General features: G+C 67.0%; 20 protein-coding genes. 10 read left to right on the top strand and 10 right to left on the bottom strand.

Annotation, left to right across the window (positions count from 1 at the left end):
• From NA11_RS15135 to NA11_RS15115, 5 genes are all read left to right on the top strand, one after another.
• The coding region (locus tag NA11_RS15135; RefSeq protein ID WP_141717597.1) for an LLM class flavin-dependent oxidoreductase at positions 1–634 on the top strand (634 nt) is incomplete at its 5' end.
• A gap of 122 nt (positions 635–756) precedes the next feature.
• Positions 757–1,953 (top strand): thiolase family protein, encoded by a 1,197-nt coding sequence (locus NA11_RS15130; RefSeq protein ID WP_069162508.1) that lies wholly within the window; start codon positions 757–759, stop codon positions 1,951–1,953.
• A gap of 11 nt (positions 1,954–1,964) precedes the next feature.
• Positions 1,965–3,692 carry a class I adenylate-forming enzyme family protein gene (locus tag NA11_RS15125; protein ID WP_069162507.1) on the top strand — a complete coding sequence of 576 codons (1,728 nt, stop codon included), beginning with the start codon at positions 1,965–1,967 and terminating at the stop codon, positions 3,690–3,692.
• A gap of 32 nt (positions 3,693–3,724) precedes the next feature.
• Positions 3,725–4,957: an acetyl-CoA acetyltransferase gene (locus NA11_RS15120; protein WP_069162506.1), complete on the top strand. Its 1,233-nt coding sequence runs from the start codon at positions 3,725–3,727 to the stop codon at positions 4,955–4,957.
• Positions 4,958–5,169: 212 nt separating this feature from the next.
• Complete coding sequence (locus NA11_RS15115) at positions 5,170–6,885, top strand: hypothetical protein (protein ID WP_069162505.1); 1,716 nt, start codon at positions 5,170–5,172, stop codon at positions 6,883–6,885.
• A gap of 185 nt (positions 6,886–7,070) precedes the next feature.
• On the opposite strand, the gene NA11_RS15110 is transcribed toward NA11_RS15115, so the two are convergent.
• Positions 7,071–8,009, bottom strand: coding sequence for a MerR family transcriptional regulator (locus NA11_RS15110; RefSeq protein WP_218023304.1), 939 nt, complete (start codon positions 8,007–8,009; stop codon positions 7,071–7,073).
• 68 nt (positions 8,010–8,077) lie between these two features.
• On the opposite strand from NA11_RS15110, the gene NA11_RS15105 reads away from it, so the two are divergent.
• Positions 8,078–8,728 carry a maleylpyruvate isomerase family mycothiol-dependent enzyme gene (locus tag NA11_RS15105; RefSeq protein ID WP_245745888.1) on the top strand — a complete coding sequence of 217 codons (651 nt, stop codon included), beginning with the start codon at positions 8,078–8,080 and terminating at the stop codon, positions 8,726–8,728.
• Here NA11_RS15105 and NA11_RS15100 read toward each other — a convergent pair.
• From NA11_RS15100 to NA11_RS15070, 7 genes are all read right to left on the bottom strand, one after another.
• A complete protein-coding gene (locus NA11_RS15100) occupies positions 8,715–9,608 on the bottom strand; it encodes an SAM-dependent methyltransferase (protein ID WP_069162504.1) in 894 nt (297 codons plus the stop codon). The two genes, NA11_RS15105 and NA11_RS15100, sit on opposite strands and share 14 nt — an antisense overlap.
• A 167-nt stretch (positions 9,609–9,775) precedes the next feature.
• Positions 9,776–11,263: a MutS-related protein gene (locus tag NA11_RS15095; RefSeq protein WP_069162503.1), complete on the bottom strand. Its 1,488-nt coding sequence runs from the start codon at positions 11,261–11,263 to the stop codon at positions 9,776–9,778.
• Entirely contained in the window at positions 11,260–12,786 is a 1,527-nt protein-coding gene (locus NA11_RS15090) for a MutS-related protein (protein WP_069162502.1), read from the bottom strand. Before NA11_RS15090 ends, NA11_RS15095 begins: the two co-directional genes overlap by 4 nt.
• 68 nt (positions 12,787–12,854) lie before the next feature.
• Positions 12,855–13,625 carry a phytanoyl-CoA dioxygenase family protein gene (locus tag NA11_RS15085; RefSeq protein ID WP_069162501.1) on the bottom strand — a complete coding sequence of 257 codons (771 nt, stop codon included), beginning with the start codon at positions 13,623–13,625 and terminating at the stop codon, positions 12,855–12,857.
• Between the two features lie 77 nt (positions 13,626–13,702).
• On the bottom strand, positions 13,703–14,269 hold the full coding sequence (locus tag NA11_RS15080) for a DUF6817 domain-containing protein (protein ID WP_069162500.1): 567 nt from the start codon (positions 14,267–14,269) through the stop codon (positions 13,703–13,705).
• A gap of 135 nt (positions 14,270–14,404) precedes the next feature.
• Positions 14,405–15,574: a CAP domain-containing protein gene (locus NA11_RS47045; protein ID WP_069162499.1), complete on the bottom strand. Its 1,170-nt coding sequence runs from the start codon at positions 15,572–15,574 to the stop codon at positions 14,405–14,407.
• A gap of 138 nt (positions 15,575–15,712) precedes the next feature.
• Positions 15,713–16,720, bottom strand: a complete 1,008-nt coding sequence (locus tag NA11_RS15070) for a hypothetical protein (protein ID WP_141717595.1) — start codon at positions 16,718–16,720, stop codon at positions 15,713–15,715.
• 782 nt (positions 16,721–17,502) lie between these two features.
• On the opposite strand from NA11_RS15070, the gene NA11_RS15065 reads away from it, so the two are divergent.
• Positions 17,503–18,456 (top strand): LysR family transcriptional regulator, encoded by a 954-nt coding sequence (locus tag NA11_RS15065; protein WP_069162497.1) that lies wholly within the window; start codon positions 17,503–17,505, stop codon positions 18,454–18,456.
• A 35-nt stretch (positions 18,457–18,491) separates the two neighbouring features.
• Here the strand turns inward: NA11_RS15065 and NA11_RS15060 are convergent, their stop codons facing one another.
• Complete coding sequence (locus NA11_RS15060) at positions 18,492–18,968, bottom strand: GAF domain-containing protein (protein WP_069162496.1); 477 nt, start codon at positions 18,966–18,968, stop codon at positions 18,492–18,494.
• 101 nt (positions 18,969–19,069) lie between these two features.
• On the bottom strand, positions 19,070–19,777 hold the full coding sequence (locus NA11_RS15055; protein WP_069162495.1) for a GntR family transcriptional regulator: 708 nt from the start codon (positions 19,775–19,777) through the stop codon (positions 19,070–19,072).
• Positions 19,778–19,941: 164 nt separating this feature from the next.
• Between NA11_RS15055 and NA11_RS15050 the strand changes: the two genes are divergently transcribed.
• From NA11_RS15050 to NA11_RS15040, 3 genes are read left to right on the top strand one after another with little or no spacing between them, the layout of a single operon-like run.
• Positions 19,942–21,219 (top strand): MFS transporter, encoded by a 1,278-nt coding sequence (locus NA11_RS15050; RefSeq protein WP_069162494.1) that lies wholly within the window; start codon positions 19,942–19,944, stop codon positions 21,217–21,219.
• Positions 21,220–21,229: 10 nt separating this feature from the next.
• Positions 21,230–21,892: a 5-oxoprolinase subunit B family protein gene (locus NA11_RS15045; protein ID WP_069162493.1), complete on the top strand. Its 663-nt coding sequence runs from the start codon at positions 21,230–21,232 to the stop codon at positions 21,890–21,892.
• Between the two features lie 3 nt (positions 21,893–21,895).
• Positions 21,896–22,783: a 5-oxoprolinase subunit C family protein gene (locus tag NA11_RS15040; RefSeq protein ID WP_069162492.1), complete on the top strand. Its 888-nt coding sequence runs from the start codon at positions 21,896–21,898 to the stop codon at positions 22,781–22,783.
• Positions 22,784–23,004 lie beyond the last annotated feature (221 nt).

Genomic DNA, 23,004 nt, shown 5'->3' with positions numbered 1-23,004 from the left:
GCATCTAGAAGAATCGGCGCGCATTCTGCGTGGACTGCTCGCGGGGGAGAAGGTCGATTTCACGGGCGCGGTCGAACGCACGAAGGGCTATCGGCTGCGCCTCGCGCCGCCGCGTTCGACGATCACCGTCGCCGCCTTCGGTCCACACGCCCTGGCAGCGGCCGCTCGCACCGCGGACCGAGTAGTGCTGAATTTGGTCACCCCGGAACAGGTTTCGCGCTGTGCGGCACTCGTCCGGGCGGCGGCCGACGAGACGGAACGCCCGACCCGGGCGCTCTCGGTGTGGGTAACCGGTGCCGCCGACCCGACCAAGGACCTGCTCGCCTCCGTCCGCCGCGGCGTCGTCGGCTACCTGCGCGCCCCAGGCTACGACGCCATGTTCACCGAGGCAGGCTTCGGTGAGGTGGTGCGCCTCGCCCACTCCGGCGCGCCTCCGCGCGAGATCTTGTCAGCCGTACCCGACGAACTACCCGCCGCAGTAGGCATGTTCGGCAACGAAGCAGTCCTGGCAGGCCGCCTCGAAGAATATCGACGCGCAGGAGCCGACGAGATCGTCGTAGTCCCAGCCACCTCAGCCGAAGACCCAGCAGGCCACCACACACTGGCCACCATCGCAAGGATCGAACATGGCTGACCTTCGCCCGTCTTTTGCCGACCGGCCCCGTTGCAAGGATCGACCATGAGTGATCTTTTGCCCTTCGTTTCGGCCGCGGCGCTGACTCGCCGGCACTCCAGCGCTCGTTGCGGGGGTCGATCATGAGCGCCCTGTTGCCTGGAGCGTACGTATACGACGCTGTTCGTCTGCCGCGTGGGCGGGTGCGTAAAGGGGGTGGCACTCTTGCCGAGGTGCCGCCCTATGAGCTGTTCGGGCAGTTGCTTGCTGCTCTCGAAAGACGTTCGGTGAGTGCGGATTCTGTTGCGGACGTCCTTGTTGGGATCAGCACGCCGGTGGGGGAGCAGGGCGGGAATCTTGCGCGGGCGGCGGCGTTGTGGGCGGGCTGGCCGGATTCGGTGCCTGGCGGTGTGGTGTCGCGGTTGTGCTGCTCCGGACTGGACGCGGTGGAGAGTGCTGCGGCTAGGGTCGCAGCGGGATGTGCCGACGTCATTGTTGCTGGTGGCGTCGAGTCGATGTCGCGGGTGCCGATGTTGTCGGATCGGCCTGCGATCGCCACGGATGCTGATCTCGGGGAACAGACGGGCTTCGTGACGATCGGCGTTTCGGCCGATCTCACGGCCGCGATCCACGGCATCACCCGCGCCGAGCTCGATGCTTATGCCGTCCAGTCGCACCGGAAGGCAACGGCGGCAGCGGTTTCGGAGTCCGTGGTGCCGGTGCGTAAGGGTTCGGCGGTGCTGCTCGCCGCTGATGAGGGCGCGCGAGCAGACGCCAGCGAGGCCGCGTTCGCCGCATTGCCCGCGCTGTTCGGCGACGACCCCGCCTGGGCGCGGGTGGCCCGCCGACTGCCGGGAGCGCCGCACCCGGCGGACGGGCTGCATACGATCGCCACGGCGCCGCAGCTCGCCGATGGTGCTTCCGCCGTGGTCGTCGGTAGCCCGCACGCGGAAGAAATGTTGGGGCGCAAGCCGATCGCCCAGATCGCCGGTATCGCACAGACCGCAGTGCGGTCGCCGCTGCTCACCGCGCCGGTCACCGCGGCACGGTTGGCCTTGCGCCGCGCCGGGATCACCGCGGCCGACCTCGACGTGCTCGAGGTCAACGAATCCTTCGCCGTTACACCGCTTCTGCTCACCAGAGAGCTGGGTGTGCCACCGGAGCTGGTCAACCCGTCCGGTGGCGCACTCGCGGTCGGGCATCCGCTCGGGGCGACGGGCGGCAACCTCATCGTCCAAGCGCTCGACGCACTCACGCGCACGGGCGGCGAACACGCGCTGGTCACCATTCCCGCGGCCATGGGGCTCGGCTCCGCCATGGTGTTGCGGCGCCTGAACTGAAGGAACATTTCATGTCCGAGTCTTCGACGGTCAGCCGGGTCGGCGTGCCGACCTGCCATCCCGAGGCGAAGGTCCGCGAGTATCTCGAACGCGGCTGGTGGCAGCCAGATACGCTGTCGGACCTGATGAGTCAGCGGGTCGAGGCCGCACCGGAGGCCGCTGCGATCTCCGATCCGGACAACCTCGCCGCACTGACCGGCGCGACGCCCGAGACGCTGTCGTGGCGTGAACTCGGCGAGCGCGCCGCCGATCTGGCGGCGGTGCTGTACCGCAACGGTATTCGGCAGGGCGATGCCGTCGCGGTGCTGCTGCCGAACTCGATCGCGTTGGTGGCCACCTATTTCGCGTTGTGGCGGCTCGGCGCGGTCGCGACACCGATGCCCGTCTCCTTCCGCAGGCACGAGCTGTCCGGCATCGTCACCGCCGCGGACGCGACCGCCATCGTCACCGCGGCTAACTTCGCTGGACGCGAACTCGCCGGCGAGGCACTGGAAGTGGCGGACACCCGCACTGTGTTCGTCTTCGGGCCAGGGGTACCCGACGGCGCCGTAGCGCTGGACGAGCCCGCCGACGCCGCCGACCGGGAGCGGACACGATTCTATGTCCGCGGCCTGACGATCTCGGTGAACGACCGGGTCACCGTCTGCTGGACCAGCGGCACCGAGGCCGCGCCCAAGGGCATTCCGCGCTGCCACGGCGACTGGCTCGCCATGGGGTGGGGCGTGCAGGATGCCTTGCACATCACGCCGGAGTCGGTGCTGCTCAATCCTTTTCCGATGGTGAATATGGCGGGCTTTGCCGCGGCGCTGCTGCCGTGGCTGCTCGCGGGCGGGCACCTGGTGCAACACCAGCCGCTTGATCTGCCGGTGTTCCTCGGTCAGATCGCCCGGTATCGGGTGACGCACACGAGCATGCCGCCCGCGCTGCTGACGCTGCTGCTGCACAACGAGCCGCTGCGCGCCTCGGCGGACCTGTCGTCGCTGCAGCGCGTCGGTTCCGGCGGCGGACCGCTGTCGCCGAGTGTGGTGCGCGGCTGGCAGGAAGTCCTCGGCATCGATGTGGTCAACTTCTTCGGCTCCAATGAGGGTGTCTGCCTGCTCGGTTCGCCGATCGACTTCCCCGATCCGGAGGCCCGCGCGCAATACCTGCCCCGCTACGGCGCACCGGGTGTCCGCTGGGCCACCCGTCTGGCCGACAGCACGGCGGTCAAACTCGTCGATGTCAGCACCGGCGCGCCGGTGACCGAGGTCGGCCGCTCCGGTGAACTACGGCTCGCCGGGCCCGCGGTATTCGGCGGCTACCTGCCCGGCACGGCGACCGTCGACGCGTTCGACGAGGACGGATTCCTGTGCAGTGGTGACGTGTTCGAACTGTGCGGCATGGACGGCCGGTATCTGCGTTTCGTCGATCGGATCAAAGAGATCATCATCCGCGGCGGTATGAACATCGCCCCCGCCGAGATCGAGGGGCTGCTCGCCGATCATCCCGGCATCGCCGAGGTGGCGGTCGTCGGCTACCCCGATCCTGTGCTCGGCGAAAAGTGTTGTGCCTTCGTGGTTCCCACGCCTGGGGCGACGGTGACCCTGGACGGGGTGGTCGCGCATCTTCGGGCGCACGAGGTGGCGTCGTTCAAGCTGCCGGAGCGGCTGGAGATCGTCGAGACACTGCCACGCAACCCGGTGGGCAAGCTGCTGCGCCGCCACCTGCGAGACACCCTGCGCGACACCGGGGATCGCTGATCCGCGGTCCCCATCGACCTTCAGGAGCATTCATGCCTATCCATCTACTCGGCGGCAGCCAAACCGATTTCGCCGTCAACTGGCACCGTGCAGGCCTCGGGTTCGACGCGCTCGTCGGCGCGATCGTCGAGCAGACGTTCCTGGCGACGGAGATCGATCCCGGCGAGGTCGGCGTGATCCACGTCGGTAATGCGTTCGGGCAGTTGTTCACCGGTCAGGGCCAGCTCGGCGGCATGCCTGCCACCGTGCTGCCCGAACTGTGGGGTGTTCCGGCGAGCAGGCACGAGGCGGCCTGCGCGTCCGGCAGCATGGCGTTGCTCGCCGCGATGGCAGACCTGGAGTCGGGCCGCTACGACTGCGCGCTGGTGCTCGGCGCCGAACTGGAGAAGACGGTGTCGGGCGAGACGGCCGCAGGCTATCTCGGCGCCGCCGCCTGGGTCGGCCACGAGGCGAAGGAGACAAAGTTCGTGTGGCCGACCATGTTCGCCGAGCTCGCCGACGAGTACGACCGGCGCTATGGTCTCGACGACACGTACTTGCGCATGATCAGTGAGCTCAATATCACCAATGCCCGCGCCAACCCGCTTGCCCAGACCCGGAATTGGACATTCACGGCAACCGGCTTCGACGCGGACGACGTCGCCAACCCGCCGGTGGCGGGTCGGTTGCGCAGGCAGGATTGCAGCCAGATGACGGACGGCGCCGTCGCCGTCGTGCTGGCGTCCGACCGATTCCTGGAGCGGCGCAGCGACTTACGGGCCGACCGCCGCGCGCTGATCACCGGGTGGGGTCATCGCACCGCTGGTCTGCCGCTGGCGCAGAAGCTCCGCGTCGCCGCCGACGATAAGTATGTGTTCCCGCATGTGCGTCAGACGATGCTCGACGCGCTCGGCCGTGCCGGTCTGCCCGATATCGAGGCAGTGGACGGCCTGGAGGTGCATGACTGTTTCTCCATGTCGGAGTACATGGCCATAGATCATCTCGGCATCACCGGCCCTGGTGAGAGCTGGAAAGCCGTGGCATCAGGCGACATCGCGCGCGATGGTCGCCTCCCTGTCAACCCGGGTGGCGGTTTGATCGGGGGTGGTCATCCGGTGGGTGCTACCGGCGTGCGGATGGTGCTCGACGCCTTCAAACAGGTCACCGGACAGGCAGGAGCGTACCAAGTGCCCGGCGCGCACCGATTCGGCACCCTCAACATCGGCGGGAGCGCCACCACCGCAGCGAGTTTCGTCGTCGAGGGCGCGACACGCCCGCATAAGTGAAGGCGAATCATTCCTGATTCTGTGTTGCCGCGACGTCGCCGAGACAGACCACGGAGCCTGTTCTATGCTGTCCCGAAACGCGTGTCGCGGCGCGCCGCATTCTCCCGGCAAATCGGCCGTTTTCGGGCGCAACGGTGCGTCGGCCGGAAATGCGATGTAGCCTTCCCACGCGTGATCACTTGTCTGCCATCGAATCTCCTCTTGGAGCCGAAATGACCATCCAGCATCCCATCGAGGACGAGGTCACGCAGCTGGCGAGGCGGGTCGAGAAGGCCCGTGGCCGGCTGGCATATCAATTCGATCCCGCGTTGACCGAAGCGCTCTCCGAGGACGAGCTGCACGCCGAACGCGAGCTAGCCGAACGGATTCGCGGCCAGGACCGTGGGCAGCGCTGGAAAGAGGCTCAAGCCGCCGCGTCGGCGGCCGACCGCGCCAGGCAGACCACCGAAGCGATCGAGAAGGCCGACATGCGAGATCTGTTGCTGGCCCGCAAGGCAATTGCCGCGCAGCGCCGCGAGTCGAGTCCGCACGCCAAACTGGCCTCGCTATATCGGCACCGGTCCTGGTCGCTGCGCGCGCTGGCCGGTGTCGTCGGTGCAGGCATGTTGTGGTCCGCAGTCAACGTGCAGCAGAACATCGCTCCTGGCGGGCCGAACGACCCGTTGTTCTGGTTCAGCTATCTGCTCGAAGGCATGATCAGTGTCTGCTTGATCATCATCATGATCGGCACCAACAAGGTGGCCGAATGGGGGGTCGTCGATAACCGGCGCCAGGTCGTCGCTGCCGAAATCGCGCTGCTGTCACTGACAGTCACCCTGAACACCTACCCCTACGTGCGAGCCGAGCACTGGTACGACGCCGCCGTGCACGCTGTCGCGCCGGTGATGATCGGCGTGGCGCTGCTCATCCACGACGCCGCGAGCGCGCGCTACGGCCTCGCCATCCACCGGGCGACCGACCAGGTGCGCGATCTGCCCGACCCGGCCGAGCAGATTCGCCGCACGCTGCCCGCGATCGCCAGCTACCGCCTGCGCCGCCCGACGCCAGAGGTGATGGCGTCGAGCCATGTTGCCGAGCTGACCGTCGAGGCCGAGCCGGATCCGCTGGCGGAACTGGACGCGGGCTCGAACATCGTCGACCCCGACATCGAGGTCACGTCGACCACCGTGCAGGAAACCGAGGTCACCAACCCGTTCCGGGTCACCGAACGGATCACCCCGGCCAAGTCCGAGAACGGTCGCGTCTCCACCGATTCCGAGCGCAGGACCACCAGTGCCAGGAACGGCAGCGCGAGCACCACGGTGGAGACCAAGACCGTCGAGAAGACTGCCGCCGAGCGCAAGCCTGCGGCGACCGTCAAAGCGGCTGAGCCGGTGGTGTCGCCGGTGGCGAAGAGCAAGCCGGCTACCGCCGACCTGTCTCCCGTAGAGCAGCCGATCGCGGAAAAGCGGAGCGTACCCGCCGATCTCGACATCAAGCCGGTCGCGCCCGTGAAGCCGGCTCCCGCGCCCGCGAAGTCGGCGCCGGTGGTGGCGAAGCAGGCCGCAACGCCGGTCACCCCGGCCGCACCGCAAAAGCCGGCTGCGCCAACGAAGATCGCGGCTCAGCCTGCGGCGGCGAAGCCGAGCACCCCCGCGACGCCGGCACGCACCGACAAGCTCACCGTCGCGTCGACAACGGCCCAGTCGGCCACCGCCACCACGGCTGCCATCAAGGGCAAGCCTGCCGTGGCCGAAAAGCCGTCCACCACACCGGACCCCAAGACCGGGAAAGAAGCCCCGGCCATCCCCACCCCCGAAATCCACGACACCGGCCAATTCCGGATCGCCGAAATCCTCGAACAGGAACTCGCCGAACTCCAGGCCGCCCGTCGCCGCGCCCGCACCAGCCGCAAAGCCTCGACCCCGGCCGCAAGCCGCGACCGCTGATCGACCGCCGTCCGGGCAACGAGTGGTCTCAGGCGAGCTGCCCTAGGCCGTATCCCGCTCGGCGGGATGGGCTCGCACGAGTGGGACATGGTGGAGGCGCCACGCCGTAAACGCCTCCGCCATGTCCCACTCGCTCAGTCACCAACTGGTTCGGTAGCGCCGACCAGGGGCCTGTGTCGAAGTCTCTAGGCCGTGACGCGTAGGGCGTCGATGAGCCAGTAGTAGATTGCGCCCAGTGTTGGTTCTGGGCCGGTGATTTCGGCGGTGCTGCGCCAGTAGCGGCGCAGACGGGGGTCGTCGTCGGTTGCTCCGTCGAGGAGCCTGCGGCGGAACTGGGGAGTGTCGCGTTCGCGGCGGGCTGTGGCGTGGGCGTGCACGAACTGGTCGAGTTCGGCTCCGGGGCGTGGGGTTTCGTTGGCGGTCACCAGCGGGGCCACGACTTCGTATGCGGCGGGAAGCGCCGTCAGCAGATGATGCCGGTCACGGATCCCAGCGTGGTCGGATCGCCAAATCTGTTGCGCCATAGCTGTTTGGACCTGAGTATCGGTCGCGAGCGTGGTGAGCTCGGCGTAGGCGACCACCTGACGCGGATCGGGTTCGCTCGGCAGCGGCGGCAGCGTCATCTCGATGAACCCGTCGAACTGTTCCCGAGGCAACGGCGCGAGTATCGGCCGCCAGAAGTCCACGACGGTGTCGAGGACGGCACCGCGGTCGTGCACGGCGGCAAGCAGTTCCAGGCGCTGCGGACGTTGCGCGACGGGCGCGCTCTCGACCGCGAGCAAAGCGGCGCGCCGCCAGCGGAGGGTGTCGAGCTCGGTATCGAGGGCGGCGCGTTCGGCGGCGACCGCGTCGCCGAGCGATGCGGATCCCTCGAGGACCGGAACTATCGCGGTGAGCGACAACCCGAGCGCACGGAGCCTGCGCACCAGCAGCAATCGGTCGATCGCGGCGGGGGAGTCGAAGATGCGATGGCCCGCGCTGGAGCGCTGATACCGCAAAACCCCACTGTCGCAATAGAACCGGATGGTGCGAACGGGAACGCCGGTTCGGCGGGACAGCTCTCCGATGCTGACGGTTTCGCCTCGCGGACGCTCGCGCACCTGAGCGTGTGTGTCCTCGGTCACTTCGGCTTGCACCTCCACTTGGGTGGAGTTCTTAGCGTAGTGGAACCACGAACGAGAGAGGTCGACCGATGAACCGCACCGAATCCATGACAGCCGAGGAGGTCTGGCGCGCCACCGCCGCCGAACGATCCAGCCTGGCCGATCTGCTCGCCGAGCTGTCCGAGTCCGACTGGGATCGCCAATCTCTCTGCGCCGAATGGCGGATCCGCGATGTCGTCGCGCACACGACGCAGTGCACCCACGCTCATCTCGGCTGGATTGTGGCGAACCTGATCCGGGCGCGCGGCAGCGTCGACCGTGCGTTGCGCGATGCCGCCATTCGCCATGCCGACCGGGTCGGCACCCGGCAGCTGCTCGACGAATTGCGGGCCAGCGTCCCGTCCCGGTTCACGCCGATCGCCACCGTGCCCGCCGATCGGCTCCTCGATGTGCTCGTGCACGGGCAAGACATCGCGATACCGCTCGGCATCGACCGCGAAATGCCTACGGGTGCTTCACGTTCGGCGCTCGACCGGGTGTGGGCGACCGCCTCCCGGTTCGGTATCGAGGAGCGGCTGGCGGGCTATCGCCTCGCGGCCACCGATATCGAGTGGTCGGTCGGCGACGGCCCGCTGGTGCATGGCACCGCAGGTGCGTTGCTGTTGCTGGCGACCGGCCGGGCCGCGGCTGCGACGCAGCTCTCCGGTCCCGGCGCCGACACGCTGTTCAGGAAGGTTTGACGGCCTGCAGATAGCGAATGCCCTTGAACAGCTGCGCGAAAGGCCCAGGCACTTCAGGAATCGAGCGGTCGTAGCGCGTGGCGAGTTCTCCGGCGGCGAACGCGGCGGTTGTCCATCCTTGCCCGGCCAACCAGACGGCGGGGTCGGCGCGCTCGTCGGTGTAGAAGAGCGAGCCGACGTCGAGCTTGCCGAAGGGCGAGTCGCTCGCGTGTTCTGCTTGGTAGTCGGCGAGCTGCTGGAAGTCGATGGTGTCCGCGGTGGTGTCGGTGGCCAGTCGGCTGCCTGGCGCCGACAGCAGATCGATCCGAGTGAAGAGGGCGTCCTGGGCGGCTCCAGGGAGGTAGGGGAGCAGACCTTCGGCCGACCATGCGGTGGGCTCGGCTGGGTCGAAGCCCGCGTCGATGAGGGCGGCGGGCCAGTCGTCGCGCAGGTCGACGGCCACCTCCCTGCGGTCGGCCTTGGGCACCGCGCCGGCATCGGTGAGGACCTGCCGTTTGAACTCCAGCACCTTCGGCTGGTCGACCTCGAACACCGTCGTGCCCGTGGGCCAGTCCAGCCGATATGCGCGCGCGTCGAGCCCGGCGGCCAGGATTACCGCCTGCCGCACCCCGGCCGACCCCGCGTCGATGAACAGGTCGTCGAAGAACTTGCTGCGCAGTCCCATGAAGCCGTTCGCGAGCGGGGTGCCCGCCCAGTGCGCTGGGTCGGCGATCGCCCTCGCCGTATCCGCGTCGCCCGCGGCCGCCACGAACAGGGCGGCGTATTCGTCATGGACCAGTGCGTCGGGCCGCTGTGCCTCGACCGCCCGCGCGGCCGCGACCTGGAGCGCGGTCATCCCGACGCTGCTCACGATGTCCCAGGTGTCGCCTTCGGTACGCATAATGCTCTCCTCGAAGTGTGGAAAAGACCTTCGACAAGCCGTCCGGCACCGCAGGACCCGGCGGTCGATCTCGCCCGGGCAGCACGAATCGTCTTGTCGACGTGGTAATTACGCTGCTGTCGATGGGGTTAGAGCGTTCGCAGTGTTAGCCAAGCTAACAATCTAGATCATACGACCGATCGCGGCGGAATGGCAGTGTCTGCGTGGTCGTCGCCGAAAATGCGGCGGTACGTGTCGCCGCCGTGGCTGGTCGGCAGCGGTTTCTGCGCGATCAGCTGGAACGTGCGGGTGCCGTCGGTGCGGCGCTCGGCGCGCAGGAATAGGTCGTCGGGTCGTCGGTCGGTATAGAGCCCGTCGGCGAGGTCGAACAGGTGGGTGACCAGAACGATCTTGATGCCCGCGTCGAGCATGGCCCGCAGGATGGGCCCGGCGATCTCGGCCGCCTCGCGCTCGTCGGTCGACGAGAACGGCTCGTTGAGCAGGACCAATGAGGTGGGGGCGATCCGGTCGGTGAGGTCGCGCATCCTGGCGAGCTCCTCGACGAACTTGCCGTGCGTCATGGTGGCGTCTTCCTCGGCCCGGAAATGGGTGAAGATCCCGGCGCGCACGTCCGCTTCGAAGGCCTCCGCGACGACGAACATGCCCGCCTGCGCCATCACCTGGGCCACACCGGCGCTGCGCAGGAAGGTCGACTTGCCGCCGCTGTTGGCTCCGGTCACCACGACGAGCGACGCGTGCCCGTCGATCGCGTTGCCCGCGACCCCACCCGTAGTCAAACACAGCACGGGATCGCGTAATCCGGTGCAACGCAAGGTGTTGTGTGCCACGGGGATTGGGGTGCACAAGGGGTAGCCTGCCGCCGTGAGTCGATCCCTCAGATTCAAGCAACCGAGATAGAACCCCAGCTCGGCGCGCAGGCTGCGGAAGAAGTCCTGGACCGCATCCGTGGCGGCGGAAACGTGGTCGGCAAGCGTCTGCAGGCCGGTATTGATCAGCGCGTTCAGGTAGTCGGTGCCGAGCTCGTCGTCGTTGGCGACCCGAAAGTGTTGTCCGGCAGGACGATCCGCGCCGAGCAGGCGTCGCCGACGCAGCGGCTCGTGCATGACCACATCGACGGCCTTGTTGCCGGGGCCGAGGCCTGCGCTGATCTGCATGCCGTGCTCGAAACCCAGTTCGTCGATGTGCTTTTCGACGCTGTCGAGGTAGTCGTCGCCGAGCTGTTCGGTCAGCCTTGCGCCCAATCGGGTGAGGCCGTCGGACCGGAACTGCGGCGCGTAGTCCGCATACGAAGCCCGCAGCCGTCGCACATGTTCCGCGAGCTCGGTCAGCGGCTCCAGCGAAAGGCTCAACTTGCTGCGGGCATCGCGACCGGTCCATCGTCGGACTTGTGCTGCGGCCGTGGCCATCTCGTAGAGGTGTCGCACCGCCGCCGGATTGGCCACGCAGTCCGCGAGGATCTGCTGCCGGTAGCGGATGGCGTCGCCGGTGCCGAGACTGCGCGGCAGCACGGTCTCGACGACCTCGCGGAGGAACGGATCGCCGCCGGCCATCGCCTCGAAAAGCGGTGCCAATGCCAGATCTTCGACGAGCGCGCTGCCGTTGGGAGCGGCGTAGTGCTGCTGATCGTCGTCGGGGATCAGCAATTCGGCCTTCATCGCGCGATCCGCTCGGCGATGGCGTCGTAGGTCAGCCCGAACCGGGTGGCCAAGGCCGCCGCGTGCGCGTTGCCGTCGGCCCGCCTGCGTTCGATGCGGAACGTCCGCTCGGTCGGGTCGGCGCCGACCCCGGCGACCATGCTGACCACCGCCGGATCGAGATCGGCGAGTTCGTCGAGGAACGTCACGTAGACCGCGACCGCGCCCCGCTCGATGATCCGGCGCAGCACATCAGCGCCGATCACGCGCGCGTCCGCGGCGGTGGTCGAACTGAAACTCTCGTTCATGATCACGATGCTTCGGTCGGTGGCCTGCTGCAGTTCGTCCTGCATGCGGACGAGTTCGGCCTGCAACCTTCCGGCCGGATCCGCCGCCTGCTCGAGTCGCTCGAAATGGGTGGACAGGTTGTCTGTCAACAGTATTCGAGCACGCCGGGCCGGCACCGGACAGCCGACCGCGGCCAGATGGGCGAGCTGACCGAACATGCGCGCGAAGGTGCTCTTGCCGCCTTGATTCGGTCCGGTCACCACGAAGACGCGCTCGGTGCCCGACAGCTGAAAGTCGTTCTGCACGGGTGTCGCCTCGGCCGCCAGCAGCTTCAACCCCAGCGCCAGATCGTAGGCGCCCTCGGCGTGCACGCCGTCGAACGAGGCGGTGACCTCGGGGTAGCAGAAGGGCAACCCGCGTGCGGTCAACCGGTCCACGAACACCGAATACAGGAGGTAGAACAGGATTTCGTCCGCGAACGTATCGATCGCGGTGTCGAGAAAATCAGGAAACCGTGCGTAGTAGTCGTCCAGCGCGCGGAACTGATCCGGGTGCTGCGCAACCACGCGATCGAGTATCTGCTCCTCGACGTGGTTCATGTCCGGCCAGTTCGCCGTCATCGGCTCGATGCCGGGGCGCTCGGTGTTCTGGAGTGGGGCAAAGGCTTTGGCGACACGTGCGGTGTAGTCGGGACCGCCGTCGTCGGTGTCGACGTAGACGTTCAGGTCTTTGATCGCGACGCGATATCTGATCTCGCTGAGTTGTTGTTGTCGCGCAGTCGATTCCGCGACGAGCCGCTGGAATTCGGCGCCGGCGAGGTACCGGCTCAACGCGTCGAGCCACTCCCGCAGTCCGCGAGAGGCGATCGTCGAACGGTCGACCGACTCGTCCAATGCGACGACGGCCCGGCAGTAGGCGAGCGCGGCGTCGAGGTGGAATCGGCGTTGCTGGTATGGGTGATAAACGGTGCGCGACTCGGTGATGGCGCGCCGCACCGCCCACAGCGCTCGCACGAACGTGATGAACGGTTCCCGGACCGAATTGTGTTCGAGATCGCGGAAGATCTCGTGCCGATAGTCGATGCTCGCCACGTCGCGCAGCGGTGTCCGCAAATGCTCCCGCAACGGTTCCTGGTCCCCATCGGGCAGCACCGCCGCGATGATCCGGTGCAGGTTGAGATCGGTCAGCATGTCCGGAAGGCATTGGCGGGCAGCAGATTCCGTGTCGTGCCACAAAACGCTCGGGAACTGCGTCATCCTGAAACCTCCCCGCCTGGTCGTGTCCGCACCTCCGGCCCCAGCGAACGTAACACGCCGTTGCGCGGCTACGGCTCCAGTCCGAGGCGGATCGCGCGCTCGACCGGCGAATACGCACCGTCCGCCCGATCAAGCACGCAGGGTGCGCGCAGCAGCAACGGCGGCTGCGCCAGGAACCGAGGTTCCGTCCCTCGGTGCCGCTGCGCGGCGTGCACCAAGAACGGGTGGCACAGGTAGACATCCCCGGCCCGGCCGGTGGCCGATGCCTCGGGCAGATCGGCGGTCGCCTGCCCGTACCCGAACTGCCCCAGCTCGGCGCCGTCCGCCCCGAACGGCGCGAGCAACGCCGGTATCCGCCGGTGCGAGCCGACCCGAATGCGCGTCGGCGCATCCTCCTCGCCGATATCGGAGAACAGGAACAGCATCAACAGGGCACGGCCCTTCGACCAGAGATTCACCCGCCAGGTGAAGTAGTCCGCCGGATCGGCGCCGGGAAAACTGACGTCGAGATGCCAGCCGTCGTCACCGGTTTCGGCACGGACGGGGAAGCGAATCGGAAAGGTGCCGAGGCTGTTCCGCGGCAGCCAACGCCCCGCGCCGATGAGCTGATCGAACGCTTCGATCAGCGCAGGCGAAGTCACTGCTCGCGCGAAGGGCGCGTCCGCGAAGTCGCCCAGCCGGACCACCGGCGTGGTCCACGTCGAACGATCGTCCGGATCACATCCGGTTGCCCGCCACAGGATTTCGCGCCCCTCGGCGGCGGTCTCCGGCGAAAACGCCTCGGCCACCTTGACAAAACCGTCTGTTACGAACGAATCGATCTGGGCGTCGCTGAGCATACGTTCCTTCCCTCCGTCGGCGTGCAGTCGAGGATGGACGAACGGATGCGGACACCGCCACCGGTTTTCGCCGCCGATCAGGAAGTGGCCGGACCGAGCTGTGCTTCGCAGGCCTGCCATGCCGGGGCGGACAACAGGCTGCGACACCGGGCGAACAAGCGGTGGAGCGCGGCGCCGTGCTCGGCGGCCAACTCGGCGTTGTGCGCCAGCACGTCGAGCTCGTTCGCGACGGTGATCTCCAGGAACGCCCGCAGGTCGGCCTCGGTCGGCGCGTGCTCGAGCCCGGTGAATCGGTCCCGGAAGACGACCGGCCGGCTGCCGAGCCGCGGGTACACCGTTGCCCGATCACAGGATCCGTAGAGATAGACGAGGGCTTCGGCGCGTTTCCCGGCGAGTGCGGCGAGCGTCGTTCGGTCCATCGGATCGACCAGTGCCTGGCGAAAGCCGTCCGTACCGTAGGCCGCGTGACAGAGCCCGGCGGCCTGCACGTCCGCGTCGGCACCCCAGGCGGCCAGCTTGTCGGTGACGCGCCGCAGGTGAGCGAGCAACGTACCGCCGGGATGCGCGATGGATTCGGCGCCGCGTTCGGTGAGGAACCGGTCGAGCCGTACCCGTCGCGACAGATCCTCCCCAAGATCTTCCATGCTCCCAGTCTGGTCCGAACATCACGGAATAGCCAGTGCGGCAGTGCTCTTCGGCCCAATGGGAACCTGAAAACGACGACACGCGCCCGGCGGCGAGGATCTCCTCGACCGCCGAGCGCGTGCCAGTGCTTCGGCTCAGTTACCGAACCAGTTGAAACCGGCGCTGACCAGCTCGCGCACCGGAGGCGCGTTCAGGCGCTTGGCCGCGTTGTCCCAGTCCGAGCTGTCGTCCTCGGCCGCAGGCTCTTCGGCCACGGGCTCTTCGGGCGCAGGCTCTTCGGCTGCGGGCTCCTCGGGTGCAGGCTCGCTCCAGGCGTCCCAGTCCGCGTTCTCGTCGGAGGGCTCTTCGGCGTTCTCCTCGGGCGCAGGCTCTTCGGCCCTCATGTCCTGGTTCTCTTCGGACGGCTCCTCGGCACTCCACGGCTGCCACGAATCATCGCTCTCGCCGGATTCGTCCCAGCCGGGCTGCTCATCGCCCATGCCTGCGTCGTCCTGCCAGTTCTCATCCTGGCTGCCCCACGGCAGGTTGCCACCGCCGAGACCGGGCCAGTTGCCCCAGTCGCCCCAGCCGCCGCCGGGCTTGCCCGGATTGAACCAGTTGCCCCAGTCTCCCCAGTTACCCCAGTCGCCCCAGGGGTTGCCGGGGTTGGTCGGCTTGCCGGGCTTGCCTGGTTTGCCGGGCTGTTCGCCGCCTGGCTTGCCTGGTTTGCCGGGCTGTTCGCCGCCTGGCTTACCTGGCTTGCCTGGCTGCTCGCCGCCGGGGTTGCCCGGCTTGCCTGGCTGCTCACCACCCGGCTTGCCTGGCTGCTCGCCGCCGGGCTTACCTGGCTGCTCGCCACCCGGCTTGCCTGCGTCGGGCTTCTCGTTGGTAGTCCCGAAATCCTGTGTCCAGTAGGGGGTTCCGTTGCGGGCCTTGGCGTAGCCGACGCCGAGGTCCTTCAGCCCACAGTTGAGAATGTTCTGGCGGTGGCCGGAGCTGTTCATCCAGGATCGGACGACTTCCTGGGCGCTGCGCTGCCCCGCCGCGATGTTCTCGGCCCAGGTCGTCGCCTTATAGCCGGACGCCCTGATGCGACCGCCGACGTCGCCGTGATCCAGGAAGTTCCTCGAGGCCATTTCTTCGGTGTAGCTCTGCGCGGCCTTGGTGAGCCGCGCCTCGGACTTCAGCGGCTTGCACCCGGCCTTCGTGCGCTCGGCGTTGGTGAGGGTGAGCACCTCGTCGGCGGGGGATCCCTCGGCCGAAGCCTGCGGTGCGCCTGCGATGGCGGCGGCGGCGAGGGCGGAGAAGCCTACGCCAGCGGACAATGTACGGATTGTTCCTTGCGAGAAGCGCATTTAGTCTTTCCGTGAGTTGGAGCGGGTAAAGCGGTAGAGCGGTACTGAGGTGTTGCAGTAGTGCTGACCGGTCATCAGCACTGGTCGGTCGATGGTTGCGGTCGGTTCTTAAACTTTCGGGCCGAGCGATAGCGGGGCCCAGGTGGCGTCGTCGGTGTCGGGCGCTTCGACAACGGGGGCGGCTTCGGCGCGATCGACCGCCCGGTGGCGAGGTTTGGCAGCGGCGTCGGTAGCAGCGTGCCCGGACTTTTTCTGCTTAGGCGTGTTGGCGGCTTCGGCCGCGCGGTGCTTCGGCTTCGGCTTGGCCTTCGGCGCAGGGGCGGGCGGTGCGGGCGGTGGCGGGAGCAGCTGAGCGATCGCCTTGGCCAGCGCATCGCCGATCGGCGCGGCTGGGGCGTTACCGTTTGCTACGCCGTTGGCTCCGGTGCCGAACGCCGCGGCGATCGCACCGATGGCCTCGCCGACCGGGCGGACCTCCGGTATTCCCTTGGTGGCGTTACCGATTGCGGCACTGCCACTGCCGAGTGCCTGTTGAATCGGTGCGCCGCCGTTGGTAAGTCCAGCGCCTCCGGTGCCGAGTGCCTGTGCAATCGGTGCGACGCGGTTGGCCAGTTCAGCGCCGGCCGGTCCGAGTGCCTGCGCAATCGGTGCGACGCGGTTGGCCAGTTCAGCGCCGGCGGGTCCGAGTGCTTGTGCCAGTGGTGCGACGCGGTTGGTCAATTCAGCGCCTGCGGGGCCGAGTGCCTGTGCCAGTGGCGCGATGCCGTTGGTCAGGCTTCCGGGGCCCGCGTCGTTCTTGGCGGAGTTGCCGATCGCGTCCTGGGGGGTCGTGGCGATCGCGCGCGTCCGAATGGATGTGCCCGGGGAGGCGCCTTCGCGGATACGCTGCGCCGCGACCTGGCTGACCACGGAGCGAGTTACCTTGGCGGCCAACGGCTTCGGCGTCGCGGCGGTGGCATCGTCGTTCGTGCTCGCCGTGGCATCGGTGTTGGCGTCGGCGGACGCGTTGCCCACTCCGTGGTTGGCCGAGACGACCATCGTGATCAGCGTTGCGGTCGTGAGCATGGCCAATCGCGCTGGTACGACATGATTTCGCGGTGCGCTGTGTTTGCCCATGGAGTGCCTTCCTTCGGAATGATCGCCTCGCGTGCCGAACCGGCACGAGTGGTGCGGTCACGTTCAGAACTGCTGCATGAGGCCGATCAACGCTGGTCCTGACCTCGGTCGTGGGCATCGCCGGATGGCTGCTGCCGTTTTTGACCGTATGACTCCGCGCAGCGGGAGGCGAGCCGCTTGCACCATTCTTAAAACATCTTCGGATGCAGTTAACGGTCGCATAACGCGCAGATCTCGGGGTAGTCACTGTGGCGAGTGGATCCGCGGGTTTCGCGGGCCGACGTAGCTCACCAAAATCCGGCCGGATATGGTAGAGGCTAATTCGAACTTAAGATGAGTTAAGGTGCAATTGAAAACAAAACGTACCGGTTTTGTTGTGCAGTATGCCCATTTCGTGCAGGTTTCCGGCATGGGTCGCCAGCGATTCCTTCTATAGGACCCCAACTGGCTGCATAGTCCCAGCCAAACGGCTGGACGGATCGAGTCATACGTTCAAGTCAGCGAACGTGACCCAGATCACGTAGGGTCGACATACTTCCAGATTGACGCATCTGTGACCGTACCGATACCATCGGTACACCGAATCAGCGTACTTATTGCAAACGTTATTGGCTCGCCGATTCAATTCGCGGATGAACGCAAAGTAAATCAATGGAAATCAAGAGATTGCACCCGTCTGCGCCGATCGACGTAAGCCACTACTCGGCTAGGTCCCACTGTATTTTTCAGTAACGGCACCCAGACGTAGCAGATGAGCCGGCGGCTCGACCTGAAAGTTGCCGATGTCCGAATATTCGATGTCCACTTCGAACTCCATCACGCTCCGACAGTTCGACTATTTTGTGAACACAGTCCAGCTGGGTTCACTCTCCGCCGCTGCGAGAAAGCTGGGGGTCACCACCTCCGCGATGTCGCAGCAGCTGGATGTATTGGAAGGGTTGCTAGGCAGGAAGCTATTCGATCCACAGTCACGAAGGTCGAGTCTGACCAAGTTCGGCCGAGAGTTCTTCCTCAAGGCATCCAACGTCTTGGATTCGGTGGACAAAGCGCTGGCCATGGCGCAAACGTTCAGTGAAGGCGTGATGGCCGTCGGAACAACACCGACGATCGCCAACAAGCTGCTGCCACCACTCATCTACCGGATGCGGTCCGAGCAGAACATCGACAATATAGAGGTCCGTTCGTTCACAAATATCCGCGACCTGTACGAATCGCTGGATCGTGGCGACATCGACCTGGCTGTCGGCCCACTCGGCCGGTCTGCCGCTAAGTTCGTCTACCCGGTCGGCGAGGAAGAACTCGTCGCGGTGTGCCACCACAGCCAAGGCAATAGATTCGACGGCTCGTGGGAGCGATTGGCGGAGGCGCCGTGGATCCGATACGGCTCCGACTCCGATCTCACCACGATTATTTCTCGCGAATCGGACAGGGCGCAGGTGCGGATCCGCTATGCGGTCACTGCTCCTGATGTCACCGCGGCGCTCAGCCTGGTCGAATACGGCCTCGGCGTCGCCCTGGTGCCGAAGATGTCACTGCACGGCTCATCGCGCCTGATTTCTCCGGTTCGTCTGCCTAATCCGATTCGACGAGAACTGATTGTGCATGCGCGAGATATGTCGCTGCATGTGGAGAAGTTCCTGGAAGTGATCACGGGCTCGGATCTGGTGCGCAAGTTCGGTGCTGCGGGGCTTTTGGAAAGCCCGTCGCAGGCAAGCCGATCACTGTCCGCATCCTGACCGAACTACCGAGCTCCTGCACGCCGCGTGCGGTGTCAGGTCGGCGACACGCGCTCAACGGCGAGCGCGTGTTCAGCCGCTGTGCGGAGCTCGGCGAGCTGAGCCCGCTGCTCGGGCGTGTAGTCACGCGCTCGAGCGTCGAGGACGCAGACAGTGCCGAAGACGCTGCCGTCCGGATTGTGCACCGCCAAGCCCAGATAGTTGACCAGGCCGAACTCCACCTCGTCTTCGTTACCGCTGAAGTCGGGGTCGGTGCGTGAATCACGCACGAACAGTTCGGCATCGGTGTCGACCACCCGCTCGCAGTACAGTTCCTGCGCTTCGGTGAACGCGGCGCCCTTCTTTCCTTCACCGCCCACCGGGTAATGCCCCTGTGCCGCACCGGCGGTCGCCTCGACCGCCATATGCGTCGGCGTCGAACGCATCACCAGCACCGATTGCACGCCGAGCGCGGCGGCGGTCTGTTCGAGAAGCGATTCGAGCGGCCGGAACCGGGCACTGCTATCGGACATGACGAGCTCTCCTGACCTGAGACGCCGGGCAAGTCACTCACTGTTCTCGGCGCACCATCCGGTCACCACGATTTCGCGCACGCTGCGCCGAACCGGCGCGGTCAGGCGACGATGCGGGTATACGCCGTCCGGATGTGGGTTTCGGCATCGGTCAGGTAGTCGGCGAGCATCTGCTCGGCTTCCGTGCCGCGCCCCTCGACCATGGCCTGGTAGATCTCATGATTGCGGACCAGGTAGGGCTCGTGGAAAGTGAGCGGGTCGGCCATCACGTGGAAGACGAGGCGCAGCTCGTTCCACACGCTCGCCATCATCTCGTCCAGGCGTTTGCTGCGATTCAGCGCGGCGATCGCTTTGTGGAAGTCGATGTCGGCGGTGCCGACGCCGGTCCAATCCTGCTCCGCCGCACAGGCGTCCGCCCTGGCCAGCGCGGCGGCGAGCTCGGTCGGCGCGGTCACGGCGGGATCGAATCCGTGCACGGCCGCACCCTCGACGACCCGCCTGCACTGGTAGAGCTCCGCGACGTCCGCCGAGGTCGGGATGCGGACGAAGGCGCCGCGGTTGAGTTCGTGATTCACCAGGCGCTCTTCGATCAGCGACCGGAACGCCTCGCGCAGGGTGTTGCGGGAAACCCCGAGCGCCGCACAGATATCGGGCTCGGACAGCCGGGTGCCAGGCCGCAGCGCGCCGTCGAGGATGCTCGCCCGCACGATGTCGGCGGTCTGCGAGCTGCGGCTGGATCGGGTGAGCAGATCCTTGTGTTGGGACAGTGCCGTGTAGACGGGGTCGGGCCGATCTACCGGTGTCGTCATCCAAACCCTCCGTGGACCAGTGGCTTTAGCTTCTCGAGCATAACTCACCGATCGAAGTGCCAGCCGACGATCCCATCTAAGGATTGCAGAATCGTTCAACGATCCGTAGTCTGCTGTGACGTACGTCGCTCCCTCGGAGCTCTAGCATTGCGAGGCATTCAGACATGAGCCTTTCCACAGACCTGCCGGCCGAGCCCGCCGAGCGGGCCGTCCCCTTCGACTGGTTCCGCACGTTGAGCGCCAAAGGCAAACGCGCCTTCATCGGCGCGTTCGGCGGATACGGCTTGGATGCCTACGACTTTCAGGTGCTGCCGCTGGCGCTCGGCGCCATCTCGTCGTACTTCCTGATCAGCTCCGGCCAGGCAGGCCTGCTGACCACGGTGACGCTGGTGGTGTCCGCGCTCGGCGGTGCGCTGGCAGGCGTGCTCGCCGACAAGATCGGCCGGGTCCGCACCCTGCAGCTCACCGTCGCCACCTACACGCTGTTCACCGTGTTGTGCGGCTTCGCGCCCAACTTCGAGACCCTGCTTGTCTTCCGGGCCTTCCAGGGTCTCGGCTTCGGCGGCGAGTGGGCGGCGGGCGCGATCCTGGTCGCCGAGTACGCGCACACCAAGTATCGAGGCAGAGCGGTCGCGTATGTCCAGAGTGCGTGGGCGGTCGGCTGGGGTCTCGCGGTGCTGGTCTACACGTTGGTGTTCCAGTTCGTCAGTGAGGACCTGGCCTGGCGCGTGCTGTTCTGGACCGGTGCGCTGCCCGCGCTGCTGATCATCTGGGTGCGCCGCAACCTGACCGACTCCGAAACCGTCACCCAGCGGCGCGAATCCGCGGGCAAGCGGGCAGGCTCGTTCGTTGCGATCTTCCGCGGCGAGCTAGTCAGGACAACTTTCTTCGCATCGGTGCTGGCCACCGGCGTGCAGGGCGGCTACTACACCCTGGCCACCTGGTTGCCGAGTTACCTGAAGAAGAGCAGGCACCTGAATGTGGTTGGCACCGGCGGCTATCTGTTCTTCCTGATCGGCGGCGCTTTCCTGGGATACGTCACCGGCGGCATCCTCGCCGACCGGCTCGGCCGCAAGCGCACCATCCAGCTGTTCGCGGTGTTGTCGGTCGTCTTCCTGGTGGCCTACATCCAGGTGCCGGAGGGCGCGAACACGATGGTGCTGCTGCTCGGGTTCCCGCTCGGGTTCTGCACCGCGGCCATCTTCTCCAGCTTCGGCTCGTTCCTGTCCGAGCTGTACCCGACCGCGTCGCGCGGCACGGGGCAGGGCTTCACCTATAACTTCGGCCGCGGCGTCGGCGCGGTGTTCCCCACGGTCGTCGGGTTCTTGGCGTCCACCACGTTGGGTCTCGCGGGCGCCATGATGTTCGGCGCCTTCGGCTACCTGCTTGCGGCGATCGCGCTGTTCGGGCTGCCGGAAACCCGTGGCCGCGAACTAGCCTGAAGGAGCGTGCATGTCCGTGCTCACCGCACCAACGGCGTCCCTGCGGATACTGCCCGCGGGCGACCGATCGTTGCTCGTCGCCCCCGACGAGCGCGCCGACCTGGTCGCCTTCGTCGACCTGCTGCGACGGGAGGTGCCCACCGGCGTGCACGATGTCTTGCCCGCAGCGCAGACGATCCTGCTCACCTTGACAGAGTCGGCGGACAGCCGTGCCGTCGAGGAACGGTTGCGGGAGCTGTTTCGTGCGCTGCGCGAACCCGGCGGCATCGGGCTCGCCGCGCCGCCGCCGGAGGTGGTCCGCACCATCCCGGTCCGGTATGACGGGCCGGACCTCGCCGATGTTGCGGCGCTGCTCGGAATCTCCGTGCGTGCGGTGATCGCCGCGCACACCCGCACGCTGTGGCGCTGTGCCTTCCTCGGATTCGCGCCGGGGTTCGGGTATCTCGACAGCGCCGAGCCCGACCTCGCGGTGCCGCGCCGCGCGGAGGCGCGGACGTCGGTGCCCGCGGGTTCGGTGGCGCTTGCCGACGGCTACAGCGCCGTCTATCCGCGCCGCTCGCCCGGTGGTTGGCAACTGATCGGCACCACCGACCTGCGGCTGTGGGATCTCGACAGGGACGAGCCGTCCCTGTTGCGTCCCGGTACCCGAGTCCGTTTCGTCGAGGAGGCGTAGTAAATGAGTCCGGCCTGCCGCACCGCTGTTCTGCGGGTTGTCGCCACCGGCCCGTCGAGCACCATCCAGGATCTCGGCAGGCCTGGCTGGTTCTCGATCGGTGTCGGGGTATCGGGTGCGGCCGATCGTGGGTCGCTGAAGCTGGCGAATCGGCTGGTCGGCAATCCCGAAGACGCGGCGGGCATCGAAACCCTGCTCGGCGGACTGGAACTCGTCGCGCTGGCACCGGTGCTGCTCGCGGTGACCGGCGCCGACGCGCCGATCACCGTGGACGGGGTCGCGCAGGCGCGGGCGTCGGTGCTCGCCGTGCGATCCGGACAGCGGTTGCGGATCGGGATGGCCGCGGCCGGATTGCGGGTGTACGTCGGGGTGCGTGGTGGGATCGCCATCGATCCGGTACTTGGCTCGCGCAGCAGGGACACCCTCGCCGGGCTCGGGCCGGAACCCTTGAGCGCGGGAATGGAACTCGGTGCGCACGAGTCGGGGAGCTATCCGTGGCCGAATGTCGAGGTCGCCCCGGTGGCCCCGGTGGATTCGGGGGTCGTCACGGCCAGGGTCGTGCCGGGACCTCGTGATGATTGGTTCACCGATCCGCACGCGTTGTTCGCCGGAGCCTGGCAGGTGACCGATCGCGCCGATCGGGTCGGTGTGCGGCTGGCCCGCGTCGGCGATGACCCGCCGCTGACCCGGATCAATGACAAGGAACTGCCGACCGAGGGGGTGCCGCTCGGCGCGATCCAGGTGCAGCCGAGCGGTGAGCCGGTGGTGTTTCTCGCCGACCATCCGATCACCGGCGGGTATCCGGTGATCGCGACTGTCGTCACCGAGGATGTCGATCTGCTCGCGCAGGCGAGACCGGGACAGCAGCTTCGATTTCGGCCTGCCGGGTAGGCGTGGCGGCGGGGTTCACCTGCCGTTCATGAAAGAGTGACGGCAGTCACAGTGCGTAGTGCACAGTGGCCCAGCCCTAACTCTGGGTAGATGTGTAGTGACGTAACAGACAACTGTCGTGTGCAATGAGGACTCGCTTGGTCCGTCGGGCGCTCGGATGGTGTCCGGCTGGCGGTCGCTGCAGTGGGCGGCCACTGGCTCTGATGTCGTCTTCGCTCGAG

It is taken from the genome of Nocardia altamirensis NBRC 108246, assembly GCF_001612685.1.
GTDB lineage: Bacteria > Actinomycetota > Actinomycetes > Mycobacteriales > Mycobacteriaceae > Nocardia > Nocardia altamirensis.
The sequence above is the reverse complement of the archived record's forward strand: the minus strand, read 5'-3'. Positions and strand labels throughout refer to the sequence as shown.

What these genes read in the sequence shown, in the direction of transcription:
- NA11_RS15125 (WP_069162507.1), top strand. Translation starts at nt 1,965, where the DNA reads ATGTCCGAGTCTTCGACGGTCAGCCGGGTCGGCGTGCCGACCTGCCAT.
- NA11_RS15100 (WP_069162504.1), bottom strand. Translation starts at nt 9,608, where the DNA reads ATGCGTACCGAAGGCGACACCTGGGACATCGTGAGCAGCGTCGGGATG.
- NA11_RS15090 (WP_069162502.1), bottom strand. Translation starts at nt 12,786, where the DNA reads ATGACGCAGTTCCCGAGCGTTTTGTGGCACGACACGGAATCTGCTGCC.
- NA11_RS15095 (WP_069162503.1), bottom strand. Translation starts at nt 11,263, where the DNA reads ATGAAGGCCGAATTGCTGATCCCCGACGACGATCAGCAGCACTACGCC.
- NA11_RS15080 (WP_069162500.1), bottom strand. Translation starts at nt 14,269, where the DNA reads ATGGAAGATCTTGGGGAGGATCTGTCGCGACGGGTACGGCTCGACCGG.
- NA11_RS15055 (WP_069162495.1), bottom strand. Translation starts at nt 19,777, where the DNA reads ATGACGACACCGGTAGATCGGCCCGACCCCGTCTACACGGCACTGTCC.
- NA11_RS15130 (WP_069162508.1), top strand. Translation starts at nt 757, where the DNA reads ATGAGCGCCCTGTTGCCTGGAGCGTACGTATACGACGCTGTTCGTCTG.
- NA11_RS15045 (WP_069162493.1), top strand. Translation starts at nt 21,230, where the DNA reads ATGTCCGTGCTCACCGCACCAACGGCGTCCCTGCGGATACTGCCCGCG.
- NA11_RS15120 (WP_069162506.1), top strand. Translation starts at nt 3,725, where the DNA reads ATGCCTATCCATCTACTCGGCGGCAGCCAAACCGATTTCGCCGTCAAC.
- NA11_RS15105 (WP_245745888.1), top strand. Translation starts at nt 8,078, where the DNA reads ATGAACCGCACCGAATCCATGACAGCCGAGGAGGTCTGGCGCGCCACC.
- NA11_RS15060 (WP_069162496.1), bottom strand. Translation starts at nt 18,968, where the DNA reads ATGTCCGATAGCAGTGCCCGGTTCCGGCCGCTCGAATCGCTTCTCGAA.
- NA11_RS15065 (WP_069162497.1), top strand. Translation starts at nt 17,503, where the DNA reads ATGTCCGAATATTCGATGTCCACTTCGAACTCCATCACGCTCCGACAG.
- NA11_RS15070 (WP_141717595.1), bottom strand. Translation starts at nt 16,720, where the DNA reads ATGGGCAAACACAGCGCACCGCGAAATCATGTCGTACCAGCGCGATTG.
- NA11_RS15085 (WP_069162501.1), bottom strand. Translation starts at nt 13,625, where the DNA reads ATGCTCAGCGACGCCCAGATCGATTCGTTCGTAACAGACGGTTTTGTC.
- NA11_RS15115 (WP_069162505.1), top strand. Translation starts at nt 5,170, where the DNA reads ATGACCATCCAGCATCCCATCGAGGACGAGGTCACGCAGCTGGCGAGG.
- NA11_RS15040 (WP_069162492.1), top strand. Translation starts at nt 21,896, where the DNA reads ATGAGTCCGGCCTGCCGCACCGCTGTTCTGCGGGTTGTCGCCACCGGC.
- NA11_RS15050 (WP_069162494.1), top strand. Translation starts at nt 19,942, where the DNA reads ATGAGCCTTTCCACAGACCTGCCGGCCGAGCCCGCCGAGCGGGCCGTC.